This is a genomic window from Halalkalibacter sp. HAAS-P013, assembly GCF_056619925.1.
The window spans coordinates 70,193-94,012 of sequence record NZ_JBWQTU010000011.1 but is presented as its reverse complement, the minus strand read 5'-3'; the positions used below and the strand labels follow the sequence as shown (position 1 = coordinate 94,012).

Below are 23,820 nucleotides of genomic sequence, written 5' to 3'. Positions count from 1 at the left end.
AATGATATATTGGGAATTGTTTCTAGCTTTTTTTATTCCGGGAATACTCGGTTATGGTGGTGGCCCAGCATCCATTCCGTTAGTTGAATATGAAGTAGTGGCGAAATATCAATGGATGACTGTTGAGGAATTTAGTGAGGTACTGGCATTAGGTAATGCGTTGCCAGGGCCAATCGCTACGAAAATGGCTGGGTATATCGGGTATGAGGTTGGTGGAGTGTTTGGAGCCATTGTTGGAGTCTTTGCAACGGTTGCTCCATCATTAGTATTAATGATTGCTCTTTTAGGGCTTTTGTATAAATTTAAAGATTCTCCAAAAGTTAAGAATATGACAGCACTTGTGCGTCCAACTATAGCCATTTTATTAGGCGTTTTAACATACCGCTTTTTAGAAAGTTCATACGTTGGAGCGGGAGTATGGCATACTCTCTTCTTAATAATTGCTGGATTCTTACTATTAGAGAAGTGGAAAATTCATCCTGCTTTTGTCATCGTTGGTGGCTTAGGATATGGAGCTATTTTTTTAAGTTTTTAATTTGGAAATTTTTAGGGAGAGGTTACTATGACCTCTCCTATTTTTAGTAGCAGGTTTTATTAACATAAAAAGGGTTTCTTTCGTACGGTCTTGAATGAATATATGGACAGTTACTTTAGTGAAAAGGAGTTAGGAAAATGAGTAAAACCATAAAATGGGGGATTTTAGGTACTGCAGGTATTGCGAGGAAGGCCATGATCCCAGCAATAGAAAGAGCGAATAATGCGGAAGTCATTGCTGTTGCTAGTAACAGCGATTTAAAAAAGGCAGAGGAATTTGGGACTTTGTTTGACATTCCTAAGCAGTATGGAAGCTATGATGAGTTATTAGATGATGAAGAAATTGAGGCTGTTTATATTCCTTTGCCAAACAACCTTCATGTAACGTGGGTTACGAAAGCGGCTGAGAAAGGGAAGCATATACTTTGTGAAAAGCCGGCAGCGATAACAGCTGAAGAGGTTAAGCGTATGGTTGAAGCTTGTGAGAAGAACAATGTATTATTCATGGAAGCGTTCATGTATCAATTTCACCCTCAACACCAGCGTGTGAAGGAATTGATTGAGGGTGGGGTTATTGGTGATGTTAATGTTATGCGATCATCATTTTCCTATTCGATGGATGTAGAAAGTGAAGCACAGAATATACGTTTAAACCCAGGATTAGGTGGCGGGAGTCTATACGATGTTGGTTGCTATTGTATACATGCCAGTCGGTTCATTCTAGATAAAGAGCCGAAGCAAGTGTTTGCTACTGGCGATATTCCAGATAACTTCGGTGTTGATCTTACAACAGTAGGTTTATTGTCTTTTGAAGATGGGATTACAGCTAGCTTTTCTTGCAGTTTTCAGCAACCTAATGAAAATCAATATACAGTGATTGGTACGAAGGGAAAAATAGAAGTACCGGCTGCTTTTAGACCTGATATACAAGAAGGGAATGGTCAAATATTGATTACAGATCAGAACGGTGAAACACGAGAAGAATGGGTAAAAGGTGATCAATATGCTCTTCAAATTGAACATTTCTCGGATTGTATTTGGTCAGGGAATAAACCAGTCTATAGCATTGAACAAACAATCGCTAATATGAAAGTTCTTGAGGAATGTCAAAAGTCGTTACAGCAAAATAGATTAATGATAGTGTAAGAGCCAGTAATAAAGATGTAGCGAATCCACACATTGCTTAGGGGTTATCCCAAATGGTCAAAAAACAGACCTTTGGGATAACCCCTCTTTCATTTTCAGTAGAACTAAAAGCACATCTAATATAACAAATAGAGTTACATAGAGAGTAATGAAAATATGTAATAAAACCTTCCGCATTAGACGTGAGAAGGAAAGAGATGTGGTAGGATACGAATAATTAATATAATTTCCAATTTTAACAAGTTGTATATTACTGTCAATTATTCATTAACGATGATTTGCATTTTGTATAATGCAACGAATTGGGAAAACGATTATTACGGACTTAGTATTCAGAATAATCAAAAAACAACTTGTGGTTTGTATGAAATACCTTTCCTAATAGGCGTCGTTACTAATCTTTATTTAGTTGAAGAAGGAGGTTCATCACATGAGTATAAGTCTGAAGAATCAATTACTTACGAAAATTGAACAAAATTTTCAAGAAGTTGATAACGGTCTTTCCAAGCAAGAGGCATTAGAAGAAGCCAGTCGTTGCCTATACTGCTATGATGCTCCCTGTATACAGGCTTGTCCAACTGGAATTGATATTCCATCATTTATTAAGAAAATTGCTTCAGGTAATTTAAAAGGGTCTGCCAAGACAATTATGATGGAAAATCCAGTTGGTGCAAGCTGTTCAAGGGTATGTCCGACAGAAGAATTATGTGAAGGCTCCTGCGTGTTAAATCATTCAACTAAACCAATTATGATTGGGAATTTGCAAAAATATGCAACAGATTGGGCGATGAAAAATGAACAAGTTTTATTTAAACCAGGACAAAAAAATGGCAAGAAGGTAGCCATTGTTGGTGGAGGCCCGGCTGGACTTTCTGCTGCACGGGAACTTGCTTTATTAGGATATACAGTAACGATTTTTGAAGCAGAAAAAGAAGCAGGTGGTTTAAATACGTATGGAATTGTTTCGTTTCGTTTGCCACAAGCAGTCTCTTATTGGGAAGTAGAACAAGTTAAGAGTCTTGATGTTGAGATCCGAACAAATACAAGAGTTGGAGTTGATGTTCAAGCTGTTGATCTAGTGAAAGATTATGACGCCGTAGTACTCGCTATTGGGATGGCAGCTGTTCCTTATGTAGGTATTGATGGAGAGGACGCAGAGGGGGTTCTTGATGCAATTGAATTTGTAAAAGAAACAAAGTCTGGCACATTTACAGAGAAATATATAGATAAAAAGGTAGCAGTCATTGGTGCTGGGAATACTGCAATTGATGCTGCTACGTGTTCGATACGTCTGGGTGCTCAAAATGTGTCAATTGTTTATCGCAGAACAGTAGAGGAAATGACTGCGTATCCATTTGAATTTGAGTTTGCAAAACAAGAAGGTATTGAGTTCAGGTGGTTAACATTACCGAAACGTGTGATTACTGATCAGGCTGGAAAGGTGGCAGGTCTTGAGTGCATCAAAATGAAGCTAGGTGAACCGAGTAATGATGGACGTAGGCAACCTATTCCGATTGAAGGGTCTGAATTTATTCTTGAGGTCGATGTTGTAATACGTGCTATCGGTCAATCACGCTATATTGATCTGATTGAGCAATTTGGCTTACAACATGATGACGGGGTAGTGAAAGTTAACGAAGAATCTTATCAAACGTCAAATGAAAAAGTGTATGCCTGTGGTGATGTGATTTTTGGGAAGGGACAAGGCGAAGCAATGGTTGTATCTGCTGCTCAGCAAGGAAAACTAGTAGCTTACCAAATTCACAAACAGAATACCAAAATAGCTAGCGAGATGGCGTAGACGAGAAATGGGAGGGGATAACATGGTTGATTTACGTACTACTTTCGCTGGGATTACTTCACCGAATCCTTTTTGGTTAGCTTCTGCACCACCAACCAATTCAGGGTATCAAGTACAAAGAGCATTTGAAGCGGGCTGGGGAGGTGCTGTTTGGAAAACGTTAGGTGAGCCTATATTGAATGTATCGTCTAGATTTGCTGCTGTAAGTTTTAATGGTCAAAGGGTTGCAGGTTTTAATAATATCGAATTAATTACCGATCGGCCTTTGGAGGTAAATTTAAAAGAGATTGAGGAAACGAAGAAACGATTTCCTGATCATACAATTATCGCTTCATTAATGGTCGAGCCGAAGCAGGAGAAGTGGCATGAGATTGTGAAGCGAGTCGAAGATGTTGGGGTAGACGGATTAGAATTAAATTTTGGTTGTCCACATGGGATGGCTGAACGAGGAATGGGGGCGGCATCAGGCCAAGTCCCAGAACTAGTTGAGCGTCAAACATACTGGGTAAAAGAAGTTGCCCAAACCCCTGTTATTGTTAAATTGACTCCCAATATAACTGACATTACGGTAACAGCTGAGTCAGCTGTGCAAGGTGGAGCGGATGCGGTCAGTATGATTAACACTATTAATAGTTTAGCTGGGGTCGATATAGAAACTTGGAATACGATCCCTCATGTTGCAGGAAAAGGAGCGCATGGAGGCTATTGTGGACCAGCGGTTAAGCCAATTGCCCTTAATATGGTAGCTGAATGCGCAAGAAATCCACTTGTTTCAGTTCCTATTTCAGGAATGGGCGGCGTGTCAGACTGGAGAAATGCTGTTGAGTTTATGTTAATGGGAGCTTCTAATGTTCAAGTTTGTACAGCTGCGATGCATCACGGTTTCCGTATTGTAGAAGACATGATAGATGGTCTCTCCAATTATCTAGAGGAAAAGGGCCTTTCTTCTGTTGGTGAACTAGTAGGTCAATCTGTAAAAAGGTACTCAGATTGGGGCGATCTAGATTTAAATCATAAAATTGTTGCCCGAATCAATCCAGATACCTGTATCAACTGCAACAAGTGTCATATAGCTTGTGAAGATACATCGCATCAATGTATTGATATGTTAAAAGATCCATCAGGTAATAAATATTTAAAAGTGAGAGAGGAAGATTGTGTCGGTTGTAACCTTTGTTCTATTGTTTGTCCAGTAGATGGAGCAATTGATATGGTTGAGCTAAAAACAGGGTTGCCATCAATGACTTGGAATGAACGTCAAACAATTATTAATGATACGAATACTGTCAAAGTATGATGGAGGGAAAAAGATGAGGAAAATAATTAAAAATGGAACGATTGTAACAGCAACTGACGAGTATCAAGCTGATTTACTAATTGAAGGAGAAACAATTGCAGCAATAGGCAAGAGCTTAAATAAAGATGGTGCAGAAATTATTGATGCTTCTGGCTTATACGTTTTTCCGGGCGGAATTGACCCTCATACCCATTTAGAAATGCCATTTGGTGGTACCGTATCAAAGGATGATTTTGCAACAGGAACAAAAGCAGCTGCTTTTGGTGGAACAACAACCGTTATTGATTTTTGTCTCACAAATAAAGGAGAGCCACTTCAAGCAGCTATTAACCGCTGGCACTTAAAATCGCAGGATAATGCAGTAATAGACTATAGTTTTCATTTAATGATTGGGGAAATTAATGACTCCTTATTAGAACAACTTCCTTCTGTAATAGAGGAAGAGGGAATTACATCGTTTAAAGTCTTTATGGCATACAAAAATGTTTTTCAAGCAGATGATGAGACGTTGTTTCGCACATTAATTGCGGCAAGAGATCTTGGTAGTCTCGTAATGGTGCATGCAGAAAACGGTGATGTCATTGAATATTTAACAAAACAAGCATTAGCGAATGGGCAGACAGATCCAATTTATCATGCTAAAACAAGGCCTTCTGAAATAGAGGGCGAAGCAACTGGACGTGCAGCACAATTGACTGGATTAGCCGGTTCACAGCTTTATGTTGTTCATGTTTCGTGTGCGGAAGCAGTTGAAAAGATTATAGAAGCGCGTCAAAAAGGAATTCAAGTGTATGGAGAAACGTGCCCCCAATACTTAGTTCTCGATGAAACCTATTTAGAAAAACCAGATTTTGAAGGAGCAAAGTATGTATGGTCACCGCCATTACGAGAGAAGGCTCACCAAGAAGTTCTTTGGAATGCGTTAAAAACAGGCCAGCTCCAAACTTTAGGATCAGATCAATGCTCATTTGACTTTAAAGGTCAAAAGGATCTTGGCAAAGGAGACTTTACAAAAATACCAAATGGAGGACCGATAATAGAAGACCGTGTAAGTTTGCTGTTTTCAGAAGGTGTAAAAAAAGGCAGGATTTCAATGCAACAATTTGTTGACCTCACCTCAACAAGAGCAGCAAAATTATTCGGCTTATTTCCAAAAAAAGGAACAATCGCTGTTGGAACAGATGCCGATTTAGTTTTATTTGATCCAAATGTCGAGCGTATGATCTCTGCTTCTACCCATCACATGGCCGTAGATTATAATCCATTTGAAGGAATGAAAGTGACGGGGGAACCAATCAGTGTCTTATCAAGAGGTGAATTTGTTATTCGTGAGAAATCGTTTGTTGGCGCAGAAGGCGCAGGGCAGTATGTTAAACGCCAAAAGTTTAGCTCCGTGAAAGAGACGCTTATGAACCAATCTCTGCAAGTGGAGGTGTAAGATGTGTCAGATTATCAGCAGTTCATAAATGAACGTGAAAAAATTGACCTTTTGTTCGAGAAAGGTTATAAAATCACAAATGTTATCGAGAATGTAGGTGGATCATTTGTGGATTTTTTAAGAATAAATGGGGACCAGGAGGAAGACTATATCCAGCTGCAAATTCAAACAGCCGATGCACGAAAGTATTTTGCGACCAAAATGCTTGAGAAGAAAAGGGCTTAAAGGGACTTTTTAGGTGTCCAAAAGGTTAAGTTTCCGCCTTATGGACACCTATTTTTATTTTTGTGTGAGAATAGAGCACATGATAATAATGTAAGATATTAAGTTTTTACATTAAAGCGTATGAATATCGTGTCTAAAATCTAGAACCAGTAAATAAAAATGTAGAAGAGGTTAGGAGGAGGTATTATGTCAAAATCAGAGTTAACGAGTAAGTATCAGAAGAAGGATGAAGCGTATGTTTGGCATGCCATGAAGCCATATAATCCAACTAATACACTAATTGCAAAAGAAGCAAAAGGAGTATGGGTAACAGATGAAGAAGGAAATCGCTTCTTGGATGCAATGTCTGGTCTTTGGTGTGTGAATGTTGGTTATGGAAGAAAAGAGTTAGCAGAAGCTGCCTATGAACAAATGAAGCAACTTGCTTATTTTCCTCTTACACATAGTCATGGCCCTGCTATTGAGTTGGCAGAGAAGTTAAATAAATTGCTTGGTGAAGATTACGTTATTTTTTATTCCAATAGTGGGTCAGAGGCGAATGAAGTTGCCTTTAAAATTGCCCGTCAATATCACCAGCAAAAAGGCGAATCAAACCGTTATAAAATCATTTCAAGATATCGTTCCTATCATGGAAACACGATGGGGGCAATGGCTGCTACTGGCCAAGCGCAAAGGAAGTATAAATATGAACCGATGACTACAGGTTTTCTTCACGTGGCACCTCCTGATACGTACCGATCTCCAGTGGATTCGACTAAGACAGGGAGAGAGCGAGAGGAAGTAAAAGCAATTGAACAAATGATGGTTTGGGAGCTAGCAGAAACAGTCGCTGCTGTTATTATGGAACCGATTATTACAGGAGGAGGTATCCTTCTCCCACCTGAAGATTACCTCAAGTCCGTACAGGAAGTCTGTCAGGAAAAAGGGGCCTTATTAATTGTCGATGAAGTCATCTGTGGCTTTGGGCGTACGGGGGAGCCATTTGGGTTTATGAACTATGGTGTAAAGCCAGATATTATTACGATGGCAAAAGGGATAACAAGTGCATATTTACCATTATCCGTTACAGCTGTTAAAAAAGAAGTCTACGATGCGTTTAAAGGGTCCGAAGAGTATGATTATTTTAGACATGTCAACACATTTGGAGGGAATCCTGCAGCATGTGCATTAGCGTTAAAGAATCTGGAAATTATGGAAAAAGAAGGGTTATATACGAGGGCAAAAGCCGTTGGAGCAGAAATGTTAGAAGAACTAATAAAACAGTTATTACCACACCCGAATGTTGGTGACGTTCGAGGCAAAGGATTGCTTATTGGAATTGAGCTAGTAAATGATAAAGAGACTAAAGAGCCGATTGATGTTCAACTTGTAAATAAAGTCATTGCTAGCTGTAAAGAGAAAGGTGTGATTATTGGGAAAAATGGTGCTACAGTTGCCGGATTTAATAATGTACTAACCATTGCTCCTCCTCTCATAATTAACGAAGAGGAAGTTAAGCTACTTGTTAAAACAATTGTAGAGTCAGTAAATCTTAATTTATAAATGGAGCATAGATATATTGGAATTAATTAATTGGCAGAAGCCCTGCTAGAACTATTACCTTAAAGTAGGGCTTTTTTTATTGTAGGATTTTTTTCGGTTGTTTGTAAGTGTAAACGCCTCTTTAAAATTAAGAGAATGTCAGATTATATACTGACAAAATTTCTAATTTTTTGAAGGATTAACAGAGAGAATGTCGAATATTGATGTAACATTAATGAATCCACTGTGAGTGGACGAAAAGGTGGGAGCCTTTACATGATTGCAGAAAAACTCCTGTTACATCTCTTAATCGTTTTGATGCCAATCTTGGTTGTTACTCTTTTTCTAAATGACAGAAAAGATAAACAGTCAAAATTCGTCTTAGTTATTTTATTTGGTGTAGCAGCTATTTTGTGTATCGTTTTCTCGTTTAAAGAACAAGGATTACATTGGGACTTACGTTATGTTTTATTAATGCTTGCTTTTTTATATGGGGGTCCTAAAGCAGGTTGGGCTATTTGTGGAGTGACGCTCTTAACAAGAACAATTATTGGTGGAGAGCATCTTTTTATTGGCCTTGGCGTCATTATTGTTTCTTCTCTTATGTTTCATTTATTCACCAATCGCTATCAACAAATTATACATAAGTGGGAAAGAGTCAGATTTTCTATTATGTTAATTTTTTGGCCTGCGCTTACTCAATTAACGCTATTGGCTGTTTATTTAAAGTTAAGTGGAGACTTAAATAGACAATTAGGTCACTTTATCTATTACATACTTGTCTTTATTGGTGCACTCGTTATTTCAGTCGGGTTTGCAACCTTACTTTTGGAACAATTAACAGAAAGAAAGCGGATACAAGAGGAGATGCAAAGAGCTGTAAAATTAAATGCTATTAGTGAGTTGGCTGCTTCTATCGCACATGAAGTTCGTAATCCGTTGACAGTAGTGAAAGGTTTTCTCCAATTAATGCAAAAAGATGAACAAGGAAAGAAAAAAGAATACTTTAATATTGCATTGCATGAAATGAATCGAGCAGAGCAAATTATTAGCGATTATTTAAATTTTGCAAAACCACAATTTAAGAATATTCAAGTGATTGAAGTGAATCAGATTTTACATGAGATTATTAGTTTTTTAACCCCTTATTCTCTTAAAGAGAATGTTGAGTTGAATATTGAAGGAACAAAGAACACATTAATTAGTAGTGATAAAAATCAATTTAAACAAGTATTAATTAATTTAATAAAAAACGCCATTGAAGCAACTCCTGAAAAAGGTCAAGTAACTGTAAAAGTCGAAGAAGACCAAACCGTTGTGAGAATTACTATTGCAGATAACGGAAAAGGAATGAGCCAAGAACAACTGACTAACATTGGGACTCTCTTTTATTCAACTAAAGAAGAGGGGACAGGGCTTGGGACCATGGTTTCATTTAGAATTATTGAGGAGATGGGCGGAACATTAAGATATGAAAGTCGTGTTAATGTTGGAACGAAGGTGACCATCGTAATGCCAATGAATCAAAGTACGAAGTCGTCCATAGAGGTCGCAGCGTTATCAACAACTAATGATTAGTTTGAGATTCAATTTGTTATGAAAAATAATTAGTACTTTCTTGCCGGGCTTAGTTATACAAGCTTGGTTTTTTTATTTTATTCTGATGAATCTTGCTTTTCTCAACCATATTTTAGCAACTTGTCTCATATAAATTTATGGACAGGATGTGGGGGAGAGAAACAATGAATATCTTTTTTAAGAGTGCGTTACTGTTAATTGTTGCAGCTTTTCTAGGTGAATGTATAGAGTTTCTTATTAATATGGTTTTGGCAAGGGAATTAGGGGAGGAAGGCCTTGGATTATACATGTCGATCTTGCCGACGGTGCTGTTTATTGTTGTTATAGCCAGTCTTGAACTTCCTATTTCTATTTCTAAGTTTGTTGCTGAGCAAAATGAAATTTTTCATCGTAGCATGTTGATGCATGCGTTAAAATTTGCGACAGTGTGCACGGTTGTGTTTTCATTACTAGCGGTATGGATACTACCGATTATTCCTGTGTTTGACCGATATCATCCGCTTGTTCCTTGGTTATTTCTCTGCCTGATTCCGATCATCGCGTTTTCCTCCGTAGCAAGAGGTTACTTCATGGGAGCACAAAAAATGGGGAAGATCGCATTTGCCAACTTCCTTAGGCGTGCAGGACAACTCATTTTATTAATTATCCTATTTATGCTTACTTCATTTGACTCGGAAGTAGCTTTGTTAGTTGCGTTATGTACGTTAATTGCTAGTGAGTTTCTAGTACTAAGCTTTTTGTTTATTGCCTTTCTTATTCAAATGAGGGTATTGAAACGAGAACCGAGGGCAAACCTCTCAGGCAGTAAAGTACGGAAAAGTTTGCTAGAAGTGTCAATACCGACAACTGGATTACGTATTTTCCATGCTGCTGCTTTTGCAGTGAAACCTTTTTTTATTAAAGAAACATTAGTAAGAGCAGGTATGGTTGATTCACTTGCGATGGTACAATATGGGAAGATGGCGGGGGTAGCTTTTACGATTGGCTTTTTTCCAGCATTTATTGCTCATTCCTTGTTGATTGTTTTGATACCAACTGTATCTGAGGCTTACTCAAGGGGAGATACGTCAAGGTTACGATCTCTGTTAAGAAAGGTAATGTTATTAACAGCAGTATATGGAATACCTGCTGTGGCAGTCTTTTATTTCTTTGCTGAACCGTTAACTAGTCTCTTCTTTGAGAATTCACCAGCAATCCGTTATTTACAATTATTGGTTCCATATTTTTTATTTCATTTCTTTGTTATTCCTATGCAAGCCTATTTAATTGGTCTTGGACTCGTGAAGGATGCTTTTGTTCATGCCCTCTACTCGACGGTATTTTCTTTTGTCATGATGTATGTTTTAGGCTCTAACCCAAGCTTTCAAATGGATGGAATTATTTTGGGGATGAATATGGGAGCGGTATTGCTAACATTCTTACATTATTTAACCATTTGCAAAAAAATTAATGTGGATTTGTTTTTGCAAACAAAATAAAGTTAAAACCAATGCTCAGAAAAAAATCTGAACATTGGTTTTTTTATGAGCTTTTCTTGTTTATGTAAAGGATAGAGTGAATATATCTTCTGCCTGTAGGCAAAATACGATGAGCAATATGGTTGAATATCCTTTCTTAAAACTATTAATAAAAAATAAAAAGTCATTGACATGCTTGTACATACAAGTTAGAATGAAAACGCAATCAGAACTTGTATATACAAATAGTGAAAAATAAATGTTTTGCTATGTAGAAGAAAAAGGGGGAGAAATAATGAGCAAGTATACTGACTCAGCCAAACAGTTGCTCGAACATGTGGGTGGAAGCGAAAACATTTCTGTTGTAACTCACTGTGCAACTCGAATGAGATTTGTTTTAAACGATCCAAAAAAGGCAGATTTAAAGAAGGTAGAAGAGATTCCTATTGTTAAAGGAACATTTACGCAAGCAGGGCAATTTCAAGTTATTGTTGGTAATGAAGTCGCTTCATTTTATAATGAATTCACTAAAATATCTGGTGTTGGTGATACGTCTAAAGAAGAGGCAAAAGAAGCAGCAAAACAAAATATGAATTTTCTGCAACGTTTAATTGGTCACCTTGCAGATATCTTCACGCCATTAATTCCGGCGCTTGTTGTTGGGGGTCTTATTTTAGGGTTTAGAAATGTTATTGGCGAAATTGAAATGATGAATGGAGGAACGCAAACATTAGTTGAAGTTTCCCAATTCTGGGCTGGTGTTCATGCATTCTTATGGTTGATTGGTGAAGCAATATTTCACTTCTTACCTGTTGGGATTACGTGGGCTATTTCAAGGAAAATGGGGACGACGCAGATTCTCGGTATTATTTTAGGTATTACTTTAGTGTCTCCACAACTTTTGAATGCTTACGGAGTAGCTGGTACAGAAGAAATTCCTTTTTGGGATTTTGGTTTTGCACAAGTTGAAATGATTGGGTACCAAGCTCAAGTTATTCCAGCAATTTTAGCCGGTTTTGTTCTTGCTTATTTAGAATTGGGCTTACGTAAAGTTATTCCAAGTGTTGTTTCCATGATTTTTGTTCCGTTTTTTGCATTAATTCCCGCAGTACTAGTGGCGCACGTTGTTTTAGGTCCAATTGGTTGGACAATTGGTTCTTGGGTTTCTAATGTGGTTTACACGGGATTAACATCTGCATTTGGATGGCTATTTGCCGCAATATTTGGCTTTGCTTATGCACCATTAGTGATTACAGGACTTCATCACATGACAAATGCTATCGACCTACAATTAATGAGTGAGTTTGGTGGTACAAACTTATGGCCGATGATCGCATTATCGAATATTGCGCAAGGTTCAGCTGTTGTAGCAATGATCATATTAAATAGAAGAGATGAAAAAGAAAAACAAGTTTCAGTTCCAGCTTCTATTTCATGTTATTTAGGTGTAACAGAGCCGGCAATTTTCGGGATTAATTTACGATATGGATTCCCATTCCTTGCTGCGATTATTGGATCGTCGATGGCAGCTGTTATATCAGTTGGTAGTGGAGTAATGGCTAATTCAATTGGTGTCGGAGGTATACCTGGCATTCTTTCAATCCAAGTACAACATATGCTTATGTTTGCTGTTGCGATGGTCGTAGCAATTGTTGTTCCAATCATATTAACTATGGTGTTTGCTAAGACAAAAATGGGTATTAACGCATATAAGCGTTTAGGTAAATAAGGTAATAAGAAAAAGGGAGGCAACCATCAGTGGTTGCTATCTCTTTTTTACACAGTATTACATTGAAGAAGTAGAGCATTCGAAATTTAGAATACAGAAGCGCACATCAATAAGACCGAATTGATGTGCTTTTGAGCTATACTTGTTTTTTTAGCTGAAAACAAGTAAACTGAACTTGTATATACAAGATTAGGATGTTGTTTGACATTAATTCTAAAAAAAACGAATGAGTTTTTATGAACGATGAATGAAGATACTAAGAAAAACATTAATTGATAGCGATCGTAAGGAAGGTGCAAAGTGATGAATGAATGGTGGAGAAAGTCGGCAGTGTACCAAATTTATCCCAAAAGCTTTAATGATACAACAGGGAACGGTGTTGGAGATTTACAAGGAATTATTGAAAAGTTAGATTATTTAAAGGAGCTAGGAGTTGACGTCCTTTGGTTAACACCGGTCTATGCCTCTCCTCAAAAGGATAATGGCTATGATATTTCGGACTATTATTCCATACATGAAGAATACGGTACGATGGAAGACTTTGATCAACTCCTTGCTGAAACACATCAACGTGGAATGAAGTTAATTATGGACCTAGTTGTCAATCATACATCAACAGAACATGACTGGTTTAAGCAATCACGGCAATCAAAAGATAATCCATACCGCAATTTTTACATATGGAAGGATCCTATCGATGGTGCGGAGCCTACAAATTGGCAATCAAAATTCGGGGGAAATGCTTGGGAGTTGGATGAGAAGACGGGCCAATACTATTTACATCTATTTGATGTTACCCAAGCAGATCTTAATTGGGAAAATGAAACATTACGTAAGCACGTTTATGACATGATGCATTTTTGGTTTGACAAAGGAATAGATGGCTTCCGTCTTGATGTCATCAATTTAATTTCTAAAGATCAAACATTCTCAAATGATGATGGAAGTGTAGACCCGGGCGATGGACGTAAATTTTATACCGATGGTCCAAGAGTTCATGAGTATCTACAAGAAATGAACAAAGAAGTTCTATCTAAATATGACAGTATGACAGTTGGAGAAATGTCATCAACATCGATCGAACATTGTATTAAGTATTCTAATCCTGCAAGCAATGAATTGAGTATGACCTTTAATTTCCATCATTTAAAAGTAGATTATCCGAATGGTGAGAAATGGGCAATTGCTGATTTTGACTTTATTGCCTTAAAGAAGATATTAACGAAATGGCAAGTTGAAATGAACAAAGGTGGAGGATGGAATGCTCTATTTTGGTGTAATCATGATCAGCCAAGAGTTGTTACCCGTTATGGAGATGATACAACCTTCCATAATGAATCAGCGAAAATGCTAGCAACAACGATCCATCTTATGCAAGGGACGCCATATATTTACCAAGGTGAGGAGATTGGAATGACCGACCCTGGTTTTGACTCCATTCAAGACTACCGTGATGTCGAAACATTAAACTATTACCGCATAATGAAAGAAAAAGGGCTAACTGAAGAGGAAATCATGGAGATAATTAAACGCAAGTCTCGTGACAACTCTAGAACTCCAGTGCAATGGAATGATGAAGAACATGCTGGTTTTACAAAGGGAACACCATGGATTCCAGTAGCAGCAAACTACAAAGAAATTAATGCTCGACGTGCTGTTGCAGATGAGTCGTCGATCTTTTATCATTACAAAAAACTAATTCAATTACGGAAACATTATGATATTTTGACAGTTGGTGACTATCGACTATTATTAGATGAAGATCCTCAACTGTTCGTGTATGAACGTGTACACGAAAATGAAAAAGTTCTAGTTGTTAATAACTTTTACGGGAAGGAAGGTACGTTTGAAGTATCTGAGGAGTGGATTGAATCAATCTCAAGTTGTGAGCTTCTTCTTTCAAATTATGAAGAGAAGCAACCACTTACACGTAGTCTCAAACTTCGACCGTATGAGTCGCTCGTTTATTACAAGAAGTAAACATGATACACTATACACAGGTGGTATAGATGACGATAAGTAAATTTCAAAAAATTTATGATGATTTAGCTGGGCGAATTCAAAATGGAGTATTAAAGGCTAATGAACTCCTTCCATCCGAAAATGAATTAGCTGAAAGCTACAAAGCATCACGAGAAACAATTCGAAAGGCATTAAAGTTGCTGTCTGAGCATGGTTATATTCAAAAGATGCAAGGGAAAGGCTCAGTTGTTTTAGATGTAACGAAAATTAACTTTCCGATCTCGGGACTTGTGAGCTTTCGAGAACTTGCTGATAAAATGGGGCAGCGTGCCCAAACAGATGTGGTGGGTTTAGAAGAACAAATGATGCCATCTGATATGCAGGAGCGCTTTCAAACGAAGGAAGCAGCTGCTGTTTGGAGTATCAAACGTGTTCGGGAGATTGATCGAGAACGAATCATCTTAGATAAAGATTATCTCCTCGCTTCTCTTGTTCCTGGACTGACAAAAGAGATATGTGAGCGATCGCTATACGCTTATATTGAAGAAGTTCTTGGGTTAACGATTAGTTTCGCTAAAAAAGAAATAATGGTTGAAAGGCCTACGGAAGAAGACAAGGAACTTCTTGATTTGAAAGGGTACGACACGATTGTTGTTGTTAAGAGCCATGTGTATCTTGATGATGCCACGATGTTTCAATATACGGAGTCACGACATCGCCCTGATAAGTTTCGGTTTGTTGATTTTGCCAGAAGGACACGATAGTAAGAGTAGAGCAGAGTCTTCGTTTGTTATTTTCATTTACGGCATAATGAGCGTAAGTGAGGGAGGGATTTGATGAGTGTTCATGACTTTTCGGTATTGAAGTCTAGTGGAGAAGAAGTAAGTCTTGAATCTTATGAGGGAAATGTCTTATTAATTGTTAATACAGCTACAAAATGTGGACTTGCTCCTCAGTTTAGAGGGTTAGAAAAGCTTCATCAAAAGTACGAAAAACAAGGATTAGCTGTGCTGGGATTTCCATCAAATCAGTTTCTAAATCAAGAACCTGTTTGTGATGAACAAATGGAAGAAGCTTGCGAGCTAAACTTTGGAGTAACGTTCCCTTTATTTGCAAAAATTAATGTCAAAGGCAATGCAGCTCATCCGCTCTATAAATTTTTAAAAAACAAAAAAAAGGGATTATTAAGCTCGGAAATTAAGTGGAACTTTACTAAATTCCTAGTTGATAAAAATGGTATCGTGTTAAAACGTTACGGTCCAACGGTTGTTCCGGAAAAAATTGAAGAAGATATACAAAGATTATTAGAGTAATTATAAAGCAGACATGTCGTTGTAATGGCATGTCTTTTTTTGAAATGTTCATCTTATGATCAATTGTTTCTCGAATAGTCAAATCTTTTTGCGGTAAGATGAATTGTGTAAAAATGCAATTCTCGCTTACAATATGAAGAGTGGACGGTAAATGAGGTGATCGGTATGTTACAAGAAGAAGCAAAAATATTTATCAAGACGTGTTATCAAGAGTTAGGTAAAGATGAACATGAATACAATGAAAGAATGTCATCTATCCTTAAAGAGATAGATGAATTTGGAACATATACCCACACCTACGAAGAGCTAGCTCATGGGGCGAGAATGGCATGGAGAAACAGCAATCGTTGTATTGGACGTTTGTTTTGGGAATCGATGCATGTACTAGATGAACGAAAACTTGAAACAGCAGAGGAAGTAGCGAATGCACTATTTTTTCATCTTCAATACGGGACTAATCAGGGAAAAGTGATTCCGACCATTACTGTATTTAAGCCGGGGCATGTTCGTATTTGGAATCACCAATTAATTCGTTATGCTGGATATGAAACGAAGGATGGTATCATGGGAGATCCTGATTCTGTAGCATTTACAAAATTATGCGAGGCTCTAGGATGGGAAGGCGGAAAAACTTCATTTGATATATTACCATTAGTGATTCAGGTTGGAGAAAGTCAACCAAAATTCTTTACTATTCCAAATGAATGCATCCTAAATGTCCAGATCAAGCATCCAACCATAGTAAATTTTTCAGATCTTCAATTACAGTGGTATGCTGTACCTTTTATATCGGATATGAAGCTTGAAGTTGGCGGAATTAAATATGAAGCAGCCCCTTTTAATGGATGGTATATGGGAACAGAGATCGGAGCAAGGGATTTGGCTGATCAAAAGCGTTATAATGTATTGCCAGAAGTTGCTGAACTGATGGGGCTAGAAACAACTCGAGACTCTACGTTATGGAAAGATCGTGCGCTTATCGAACTTAATGAAGCTGTTCTATATTCGTTTAAGCAAGCGGGAGTCAGTATAGTTGATCATCACACAGCTGCAAAACAATTTAAGCAGTTTGAAGATAGAGAAGCGGACAAATGTAGAAAGGTAACTGGAACTTGGTCGTGGCTTATCCCGCCAGTGTCTCCAGCTTCAACGCACATTTTTCATAAAGATTACCATGATGAAGTGGTTAAGCCGAATTATTTTTATCAAGACAAAAAGTATTATGGGGTGTCTCAAAAGTCTGTTTTTGACCTTTTGAGACACCCCCGAAGCAATGAGCTAAGTCGCTACATGTTTTAAAAGCCTTTTAGAGGAGTGGGATGCAAAATTTAGGGAAGTTGCGTTAAAATAGAGTTTATAAGTATAGGGAAAAGGACGGAAAATAATGAGCATGTTACAGGTTGAGGGGTTAACAAAAACATACGGTGACAAAACGTTATTTGATCACCTTTCATTTACGATTGGAGAAAAAGAGCGAATTGGATTAATTGGTGTAAATGGAACGGGAAAATCAACTCTATTAAAGATTATTGCTGGAGTTGAATCAGCTGATAAAGGTGAGCAAATGCATGCTAATGATTTTCAAATTGAATATTTGCCACAACAGCCCGTGTTACAGGATGATCTTACGGTTATGGAACAGATCTATTATGGCGATTCAAAAATCATGTCAACAATGCGTGCGTACGAACAAAGTTTGTTGTTATTTGAGAAGGATCCTGAAAGTCAACATTATCAGCAGCAATTTATGAAATGGCAGCAAACAATGGATGAACTTGATGCGTGGGAGGCAAATACGATCGCGAAAACAGTTCTTTCAAAGCTTGGCATTAAAGATTATCAAGCAAAGATCGGTCAGCTTTCAGGTGGACAAAAAAAACGTGTTGCGATTGCAAAGGCTCTTATTCAACCAGCGAATTTGTTACTTTTAGATGAACCAACCAACCACCTTGATCATGAAACGATTGAGTGGTTAGAAACGTTTCTATCGACTTACAAAGGTTCAATTATACTCATTACACATGATCGCTATTTTTTAAATCGAGTGACAAATCATATGTATGAACTTGATCAAGGGCGCTTATTTAAATATGTTGGAAATTATGAAACATTTCTAGAGAAGAAAGCTGAAAGAGAGCAACAGGAAGCACAAAAAGATCAGAAGAGAGCAAATATATTAAGGCGTGAGCTAGCATGGCTAAAGCGCGGTGCAAAGGCTAGAACAACTAAGCAAAAAGCCCGAATTCAGCGAGTGGAAGTGTTGCAAGAGGAGGAAGGTTTCTCCGGACGAGGAGACTTTGACTTTTCTATTGGCTCACAGAGACTAGGAAAGCAAGTTATTGAGCTTGAAGGTGTCTCAAAAACATACGATCAAAGAGTACTGATCGACTCACTTGATTATTTAATTGTTAAAGGAGAACGCCTAGGGATTGTAGGACCGAATGGAAGTGGAAAATCAACATTATTGAATATGATAGCTGGTCGCATTCTCCCAGATAAAGGAACAATTACTACTGGTGAAACGGTTAAAATAGGCTACTACACACAAGAGGGTGAAGAAATCGATGGATCTTTACGTGTCGTAGATTATATTAAAGAAGTGGCAGAGGTCGTCTATACTGTTGATGGATCAATTATTACGGCGGAACAAATGCTAGAACGTTTCCTATTTCCAAGATCTATGCAATATACGTATATCCGCCGTTTGTCTGGTGGGGAACGAAGACGTCTTTATTTATTAAGAGTTTTAATGAAAGAACCAAATGTATTGTTTTTGGATGAACCAACCAATGATTTAGATACGGAAACACTCTCGGTACTTGAAGATTATTTAGAACAATTTCCAGGTGTTGTCATCACTGTTTCTCACGACCGCTATTTTCTTGACCGTGTTGTAGATCACTTACTCGTATTTGAAGGAAATGGTGTTGTTTCACGTTTTCAAGGTCATTACACTGATTACTTAGCAGATAAGCAGAGCAAATTAGAAGAAGTAAGGCCTAGTGAAAAAGAAAAAAGTCGTAATCCAGATAGCTCTAAAAAAGAACCAAGAAAAAAGTTATCTTATAAAGACCAGCAAGAATGGAATCAAATTGAAGACAAAATTACAGGAATTGAAGAGAAGCTTGAAAATATAGAGAATGCAATTACTGAAGCAGGTAGTAATTATGGAGTAATTTCAGAAAAGGTGAAGGAAAAAGAATCGTTAGAAAAAGAGTTGGAAGAAACAATTGAGCGGTGGACAGAGTTATCTTTGTTAGTTGAAGAAATTGAAGATAACTTAAAAAAAGGATAAAAAAGAGTTCGGAACAAGGAAATGATTTACGAAAAAAGCAAATAATTAAAATAACGGGATGTCCCAAAAGGTCGAAAGCAACCTTTTGAGACATCCCCGTTTACTTTATAACAATTATAAAAGCCTCTTGTATAAGACTTGTAATTAATTACATTTTTTTGATGAAAAAGAAGATTATAGATTTTTAAAGTGGGGTTTATTTCAATGTTTAATAAAAAATTATTTAAGTGGTAACCTAAAAAATGGTTAGCGCTTTCTTTTTTTAAAGAAAATGATTGAAAATGATTGAACTTGGTTGAATTTGAGTGTATACTTTGTTTGTAGTTAAGGTTAGGTGATGGATTTTGCTCACAATTGAAAGACATGAAATAATACTTTCTTTATTAAAAGAAAGAGTTACAGTGAAAATGCAAGAATTGGTTGATGAGACGAATGCGTCAGAATCAACAATTAGAAGAGATTTAACCGATCTCGAAAAAGCAAATAAATTAAAGCGCATTCATGGCGGGGCAACACTTCTTCAAAAGAAATTAGAAGAGCCGACAGTTGAGGAGAAAACGATCAAAAACAGTCAAGAGAAGAAAAAGATTGCCGAGAGGGCCGTTTCTTTAATCGACGATGGAGACTGCATCTTCCTTGATGCGGGTACAAGTACAGTTGAAATGATTCCTTTTTTAGAAGGTAAGGAAGTAGTTGTTGTTACTAATGGATTATCTAATATTCCATTGTTAATTGATTTAAATATAGAAACACATGTTGTTGGTGGTTATGTGAAATCAGGGACGAGAGCTTTTATTGGGAGGAGTGCCATTCGAACCTTGGAGTCTTTTAGATTTGATAAAGCTTTTATTGGTGTGAACGGAGTAGCCATCCAAGATGGTTACACAACTCCTGACCCTGAAGAAGCGTTCATTAAAGAGAGTGCAATAAAACGATCGCGTCAAAGTTTTATTTTGGCAGATCATTCAAAATTTGGTGAAGTTTCATTTAGTAAATTTAGTAATGTTGAAGAGGCAATACTAGTAACTAGTACAAAAGTAGATGAAGAATACTTATGCAACTTACGAAAAAAGACAACGTTAGAGGTGGTTAGCCTATGATTTATACCGTTACTTTAAATCCTGCGCTTGATTATTTTGTTGAACTTGAACAAGTTAATCTAGGTGCAGTGAACCGTTCTAATTATGACTATAAAGCCCCGGGTGGGAAAGGGATTAATGTTTCAAGAGTATTAAAAAGACTTGGACATCAAAGTGAAGCACTTGGATTTATAGGTGGATTTACAGGTGCATATATAAAAGATGTCGTTGAAAAGGAAGACATAAAGACAAACTTTTTACAAGTTACTGGTGATACAAGGATTAACATAAAGATCAAAAGTGAACAGGAATCAGAAATTAACGGTGTATCACCTGAAATTACTAGTGAACATCTTGAACAATTGCAAACACAATTGTCGGTTTTAAATGAAGGCGATGCGCTTGTTCTAGCAGGAAGTGTACCGGCGATGATTCCTAGTGAAATTTACAAAGTGTTATGTAGAAGTGCAATTGAGAGAAACGCTGAGGTTTTTATTGATTCAAGTGGTGAAGCCATGACAAAAGTACTTGAAGCTCAGCCAACGTTCATTAAACCGAATCACCATGAGCTAGGAGAGTTGTTCTCGGTAACACTACATGAACCACAAGAAGCTATTCCTTATGTACGAGAACTTCTGGGAAAAGGAATCGAATATGTTCTGGTTTCGTTTGCAGGCGATGGAGCTGTCTTAGGAACAAAGGATCAGATTCTTTTCGCTAATACTCCTAAAGGGGAAGTCAAGAACTCTGTTGGAGCGGGGGATTCCGTTGTTGCTGGTTTCTTAGCGGCTAAAACAGAAAATATGTCACTAGAAGATTCCTTTAAATTTGCAGTTGCGACAGGGAGTGCGACCGCTTTTTCTAAAGGATTTGCAGAAAGGGAAAAAGTAGAGGCTTTAATGAGGGAAATTAACATCAATGAATTAGAATAGAAAGGGATGAGTAGGATGAGAATTTCAGATTTATTAAAAAGAGATACAATCGTTCTTAATATGAAAGCTAACGATAAAGCTTCAGCGATAGATGAATTAGTTAAAAAGCTAGACGACGCTGGAAGATTAAATAATGCAGCTGAATACAAAAAAGCAATACTTGCAAGGGAGGAACAAAGCACAACGGGTCTTGGCGATGGAATTGCAATCCCTCACGCAAAAAGTGAGGCTGTTAAAACCCCATCGATTGCTTTTGGCCGCTCAGATAGCGGATTAGATTATGAAGCACTGGATGGTCAACCTACTCACCTATTCTTTATGATTGCTGCATCAGCTGGAGCAAATGAAGAGCATTTAGCAACGTTATCGCGTTTGTCTACGTTTTTAATGGATGAGGCTTTCCGTAATGCTTTATTAGAAGCAAAGTCAGAGGCTGATGTTGTCGCTGCTATTGATAAAAAAGAACAAGAGCAATTAGATAAAGAAGAAGCAGAGAAAACACCGGCAAAAGATGGGTATGATCTGTTAGCCGTTACAGGCTGTCCAACAGGAATTGCTCATACGTTTATGGCGGCAGATGCACTAAAAGATGAAGCGAAAAAACAAGGATTAACTATTAAAGTTGAAACAAATGGTTCTGGTGGAGTGAAAGATCAATTAACTCCAGATGAAATCGAAAATGCTCAAGCTATTATCGTTGCAGCGAGCACAAAAGTGGAAATGGATCGCTTCTCTGGTAAAAAAGTTATTGAAGTGCCAGTCACAGATGGAATCCGCCGCACAAAAGAACTTGTTGATCAAGCTAAGTCTGGGAATGTTCCAGTGTATAAAGGGTCAGGCGGTTCTGGTGGAAACAACGAAAATCAAGAAAAAGGAAAAGCTGGTGGCGGATTTTATAAACACTTAATGAATGGTGTTTCGAATATGCTCCCGTTTGTTGTCGGTGGAGGTATTTTAATCGCGCTTTCCTTCTTAATTGACATTGACCTGAATAATGAGTTTGCACAAATGTTAATGGACATTGGTGGAGGAACGGCCTTTGCACTAATGATTCCGGTTCTAGCTGCCTTTATCGCGATGAGTATTGCTGATCGTCCTGGTTTTGCAGCTGGTATGGTTGGTGGTTTAATTGCTGTAAATGGAGATGCTGGTTTCTTAGGTGGGTTGATTGCTGGTTTCTTAGGTGGTTATATTGCTCTACTTGTAAAGAAATTACTAGCTGGCTTACCACAACAACTGAGCGGTATTACGACGATTTTGTTCTATCCGGTCTTTAATATTTTCTTAACAGGTATGATCATGTTACTTCTTGTTACACCACTTAGCGCGATCAACCGTGGGCTTGAAGGCTGGTTAGGCGGCATGGGAACAACAAATATGATTTTACTCGGAATCATTCTTGGTGGAATGATGGCGATTGACATGGGTGGTCCAATTAACAAAGCTGCCTTTACTTTTGGTATCGCGATGATTGATGCGGGTAACTTTGGACCTCACGCTGCTGTTATGGCAGGCGGGATGGTTCCACCACTTGGAATAGCTTTAGCAACAACATTCTTCAAGCGTAAGTTTACGAAGCAAGAGCAAGAAGCAGGTAAGACAAATTATATTTTAGGTGCATCCTTTATTACAGAAGGTGCCATTCCGTTTGCTGCAGCTGATCCGGGTCGAGTTATTCCAGCTTGTGTGGCTGGGGCAGCAGTAGCAGGTGGGCTTACAGCATTATTTGGAATTGGATTGCCTGCTCCGCATGGTGGAATATTTGTAATCGGACTTGTGTCTGGTGGTTGGTTTATGTATTTATTAGCTATTGTTCTTGGTGCTATTGTGACAGCATTAGTTTTAGGAACTTGGAAGAAGAAGACTGTATAAATAGGGTGATAAGGGCAGTGTCAAAAGGTCAAAAAACGGACCTTTTAACACTGCCTCTTTTTCTTTGTACTTCTTTGCTTCTTACTAGTTTACGTAAAATAAATTCAGTATAATAAAATAATATCATTTCATGAAAGTAGGTCTTTAGATGATCAACCCAAAACTAAAAGAGATTGAAAAGAGTTGGTTATTAGATGCAAGCATTGAAGTTATCCAAACAGGCTGAAAAATGGCCAGTCTTTGCTTATGAAATCGGATAAGACTAGAGAGGATCTTGATATCATCGTTTTTCCTAATAATCTTGGGGCAGCAATTCCAGCAAAGGCGGGTTATCCATCTATTACAGTTCCAGCAGGTTATACAGGAGAAGGAGAACCGGTAGGGATTACGTTCACAGGAAAAGCATTTACAGAGAATAAGTTAATCGAGGTTGCAGCTGCGTTTGAGAAGTTGGGAAATATAAGAAGAAACCCAACCTTTTAGAAGAATATGATATAATATAACAGACAATTTCAAGCAATATCCACTAGGGGTGTCGAGTGACTGAGAGAGGGTAATCCTCAACTCTTAGAACCTGATCTAGTTTAAACTAGCGTAGGGAAGTGGCTGTAATAATGTGAGATTATTTGTGCTCATTTTAT

18 protein-coding genes, 1 pseudogene and 1 riboswitch are annotated in these 23,820 nt (G+C 37.7%); all 19 genes and pseudogenes read left to right on the top strand.

Annotated features, from left to right (window positions below):
• The first annotated feature begins 1 nt into the window (after position 1).
• Complete coding sequence (locus AC1FXP_RS15235; protein WP_480062803.1) at positions 2–535, top strand: chromate transporter; 534 nt, start codon at positions 2–4, stop codon at positions 533–535.
• A gap of 137 nt (positions 536–672) precedes the next feature.
• The gene (locus AC1FXP_RS15230; protein WP_480062801.1) at positions 673–1,680 is read left to right on the top strand and encodes a Gfo/Idh/MocA family protein; all 1,008 of its coding nucleotides are present in this window, start codon (positions 673–675) and stop codon (positions 1,678–1,680) included.
• A gap of 430 nt (positions 1,681–2,110) precedes the next feature.
• Complete coding sequence (locus tag AC1FXP_RS15225) at positions 2,111–3,481, top strand: NAD(P)-dependent oxidoreductase (RefSeq protein ID WP_480062799.1); 1,371 nt, start codon at positions 2,111–2,113, stop codon at positions 3,479–3,481.
• A gap of 22 nt (positions 3,482–3,503) precedes the next feature.
• Entirely contained in the window at positions 3,504–4,778 is a 1,275-nt protein-coding gene (gene preA / locus AC1FXP_RS15220) for an NAD-dependent dihydropyrimidine dehydrogenase subunit PreA (RefSeq protein ID WP_480062797.1), read from the top strand.
• 13 nt (positions 4,779–4,791) lie between these two features.
• Entirely contained in the window at positions 4,792–6,216 is a 1,425-nt protein-coding gene (gene hydA / locus AC1FXP_RS15215) for a dihydropyrimidinase (protein WP_480062795.1), read from the top strand.
• A gap of 3 nt (positions 6,217–6,219) precedes the next feature.
• On the top strand, positions 6,220–6,441 hold the full coding sequence (locus AC1FXP_RS15210; protein WP_480062793.1) for a hypothetical protein: 222 nt from the start codon (positions 6,220–6,222) through the stop codon (positions 6,439–6,441).
• A gap of 186 nt (positions 6,442–6,627) precedes the next feature.
• Positions 6,628–7,983 carry an aminotransferase gene (locus AC1FXP_RS15205; RefSeq protein ID WP_480062791.1) on the top strand — a complete coding sequence of 452 codons (1,356 nt, stop codon included), beginning with the start codon at positions 6,628–6,630 and terminating at the stop codon, positions 7,981–7,983.
• Positions 7,984–8,238: 255 nt separating this feature from the next.
• Complete coding sequence (locus AC1FXP_RS15200; protein WP_480062789.1) at positions 8,239–9,540, top strand: ATP-binding protein; 1,302 nt, start codon at positions 8,239–8,241, stop codon at positions 9,538–9,540.
• Between the two features lie 164 nt (positions 9,541–9,704).
• Positions 9,705–11,018 (top strand): polysaccharide biosynthesis protein, encoded by a 1,314-nt coding sequence (locus tag AC1FXP_RS15195; RefSeq protein WP_480062787.1) that lies wholly within the window; start codon positions 9,705–9,707, stop codon positions 11,016–11,018.
• A gap of 274 nt (positions 11,019–11,292) precedes the next feature.
• A complete protein-coding gene (treP, locus tag AC1FXP_RS15190) occupies positions 11,293–12,726 on the top strand; it encodes a PTS system trehalose-specific EIIBC component (protein WP_480062785.1) in 1,434 nt (477 codons plus the stop codon).
• Between the two features lie 303 nt (positions 12,727–13,029).
• A complete protein-coding gene (gene treC, locus AC1FXP_RS15185) occupies positions 13,030–14,706 on the top strand; it encodes an alpha,alpha-phosphotrehalase (RefSeq protein ID WP_480062980.1) in 1,677 nt (558 codons plus the stop codon).
• Between the two features lie 29 nt (positions 14,707–14,735).
• Positions 14,736–15,452, top strand: a complete 717-nt coding sequence (treR, locus tag AC1FXP_RS15180) for a trehalose operon repressor (RefSeq protein WP_480062783.1) — start codon at positions 14,736–14,738, stop codon at positions 15,450–15,452.
• Between the two features lie 72 nt (positions 15,453–15,524).
• Positions 15,525–16,001, top strand: a complete 477-nt coding sequence (locus AC1FXP_RS15175; RefSeq protein WP_480062781.1) for a glutathione peroxidase — start codon at positions 15,525–15,527, stop codon at positions 15,999–16,001.
• 165 nt (positions 16,002–16,166) lie between these two features.
• Positions 16,167–17,300: a nitric oxide synthase oxygenase gene (locus AC1FXP_RS15170; protein WP_480062779.1), complete on the top strand. Its 1,134-nt coding sequence runs from the start codon at positions 16,167–16,169 to the stop codon at positions 17,298–17,300.
• 85 nt (positions 17,301–17,385) lie between these two features.
• A complete protein-coding gene (locus AC1FXP_RS15165; RefSeq protein WP_480062777.1) occupies positions 17,386–19,296 on the top strand; it encodes an ABC-F family ATP-binding cassette domain-containing protein in 1,911 nt (636 codons plus the stop codon).
• A gap of 344 nt (positions 19,297–19,640) precedes the next feature.
• The gene (locus tag AC1FXP_RS15160; RefSeq protein ID WP_480062775.1) at positions 19,641–20,396 is read left to right on the top strand and encodes a DeoR/GlpR family DNA-binding transcription regulator; all 756 of its coding nucleotides are present in this window, start codon (positions 19,641–19,643) and stop codon (positions 20,394–20,396) included.
• Complete coding sequence (gene pfkB / locus AC1FXP_RS15155; RefSeq protein ID WP_480062773.1) at positions 20,393–21,307, top strand: 1-phosphofructokinase; 915 nt, start codon at positions 20,393–20,395, stop codon at positions 21,305–21,307. Before AC1FXP_RS15160 ends, pfkB begins: the two co-directional genes overlap by 4 nt.
• A 15-nt stretch (positions 21,308–21,322) precedes the next feature.
• Entirely contained in the window at positions 21,323–23,179 is a 1,857-nt protein-coding gene (locus tag AC1FXP_RS15150) for a PTS fructose transporter subunit IIABC (RefSeq protein ID WP_480062771.1), read from the top strand.
• Between the two features lie 255 nt (positions 23,180–23,434).
• Positions 23,435–23,662: pseudogene (locus AC1FXP_RS15145) on the top strand (amidase family protein); the annotation flags it as partial.
• 35 nt (positions 23,663–23,697) lie between these two features.
• Positions 23,698–23,797, top strand: a riboswitch (TPP riboswitch).
• Positions 23,798–23,820: the final 23 nt, after the last annotated feature.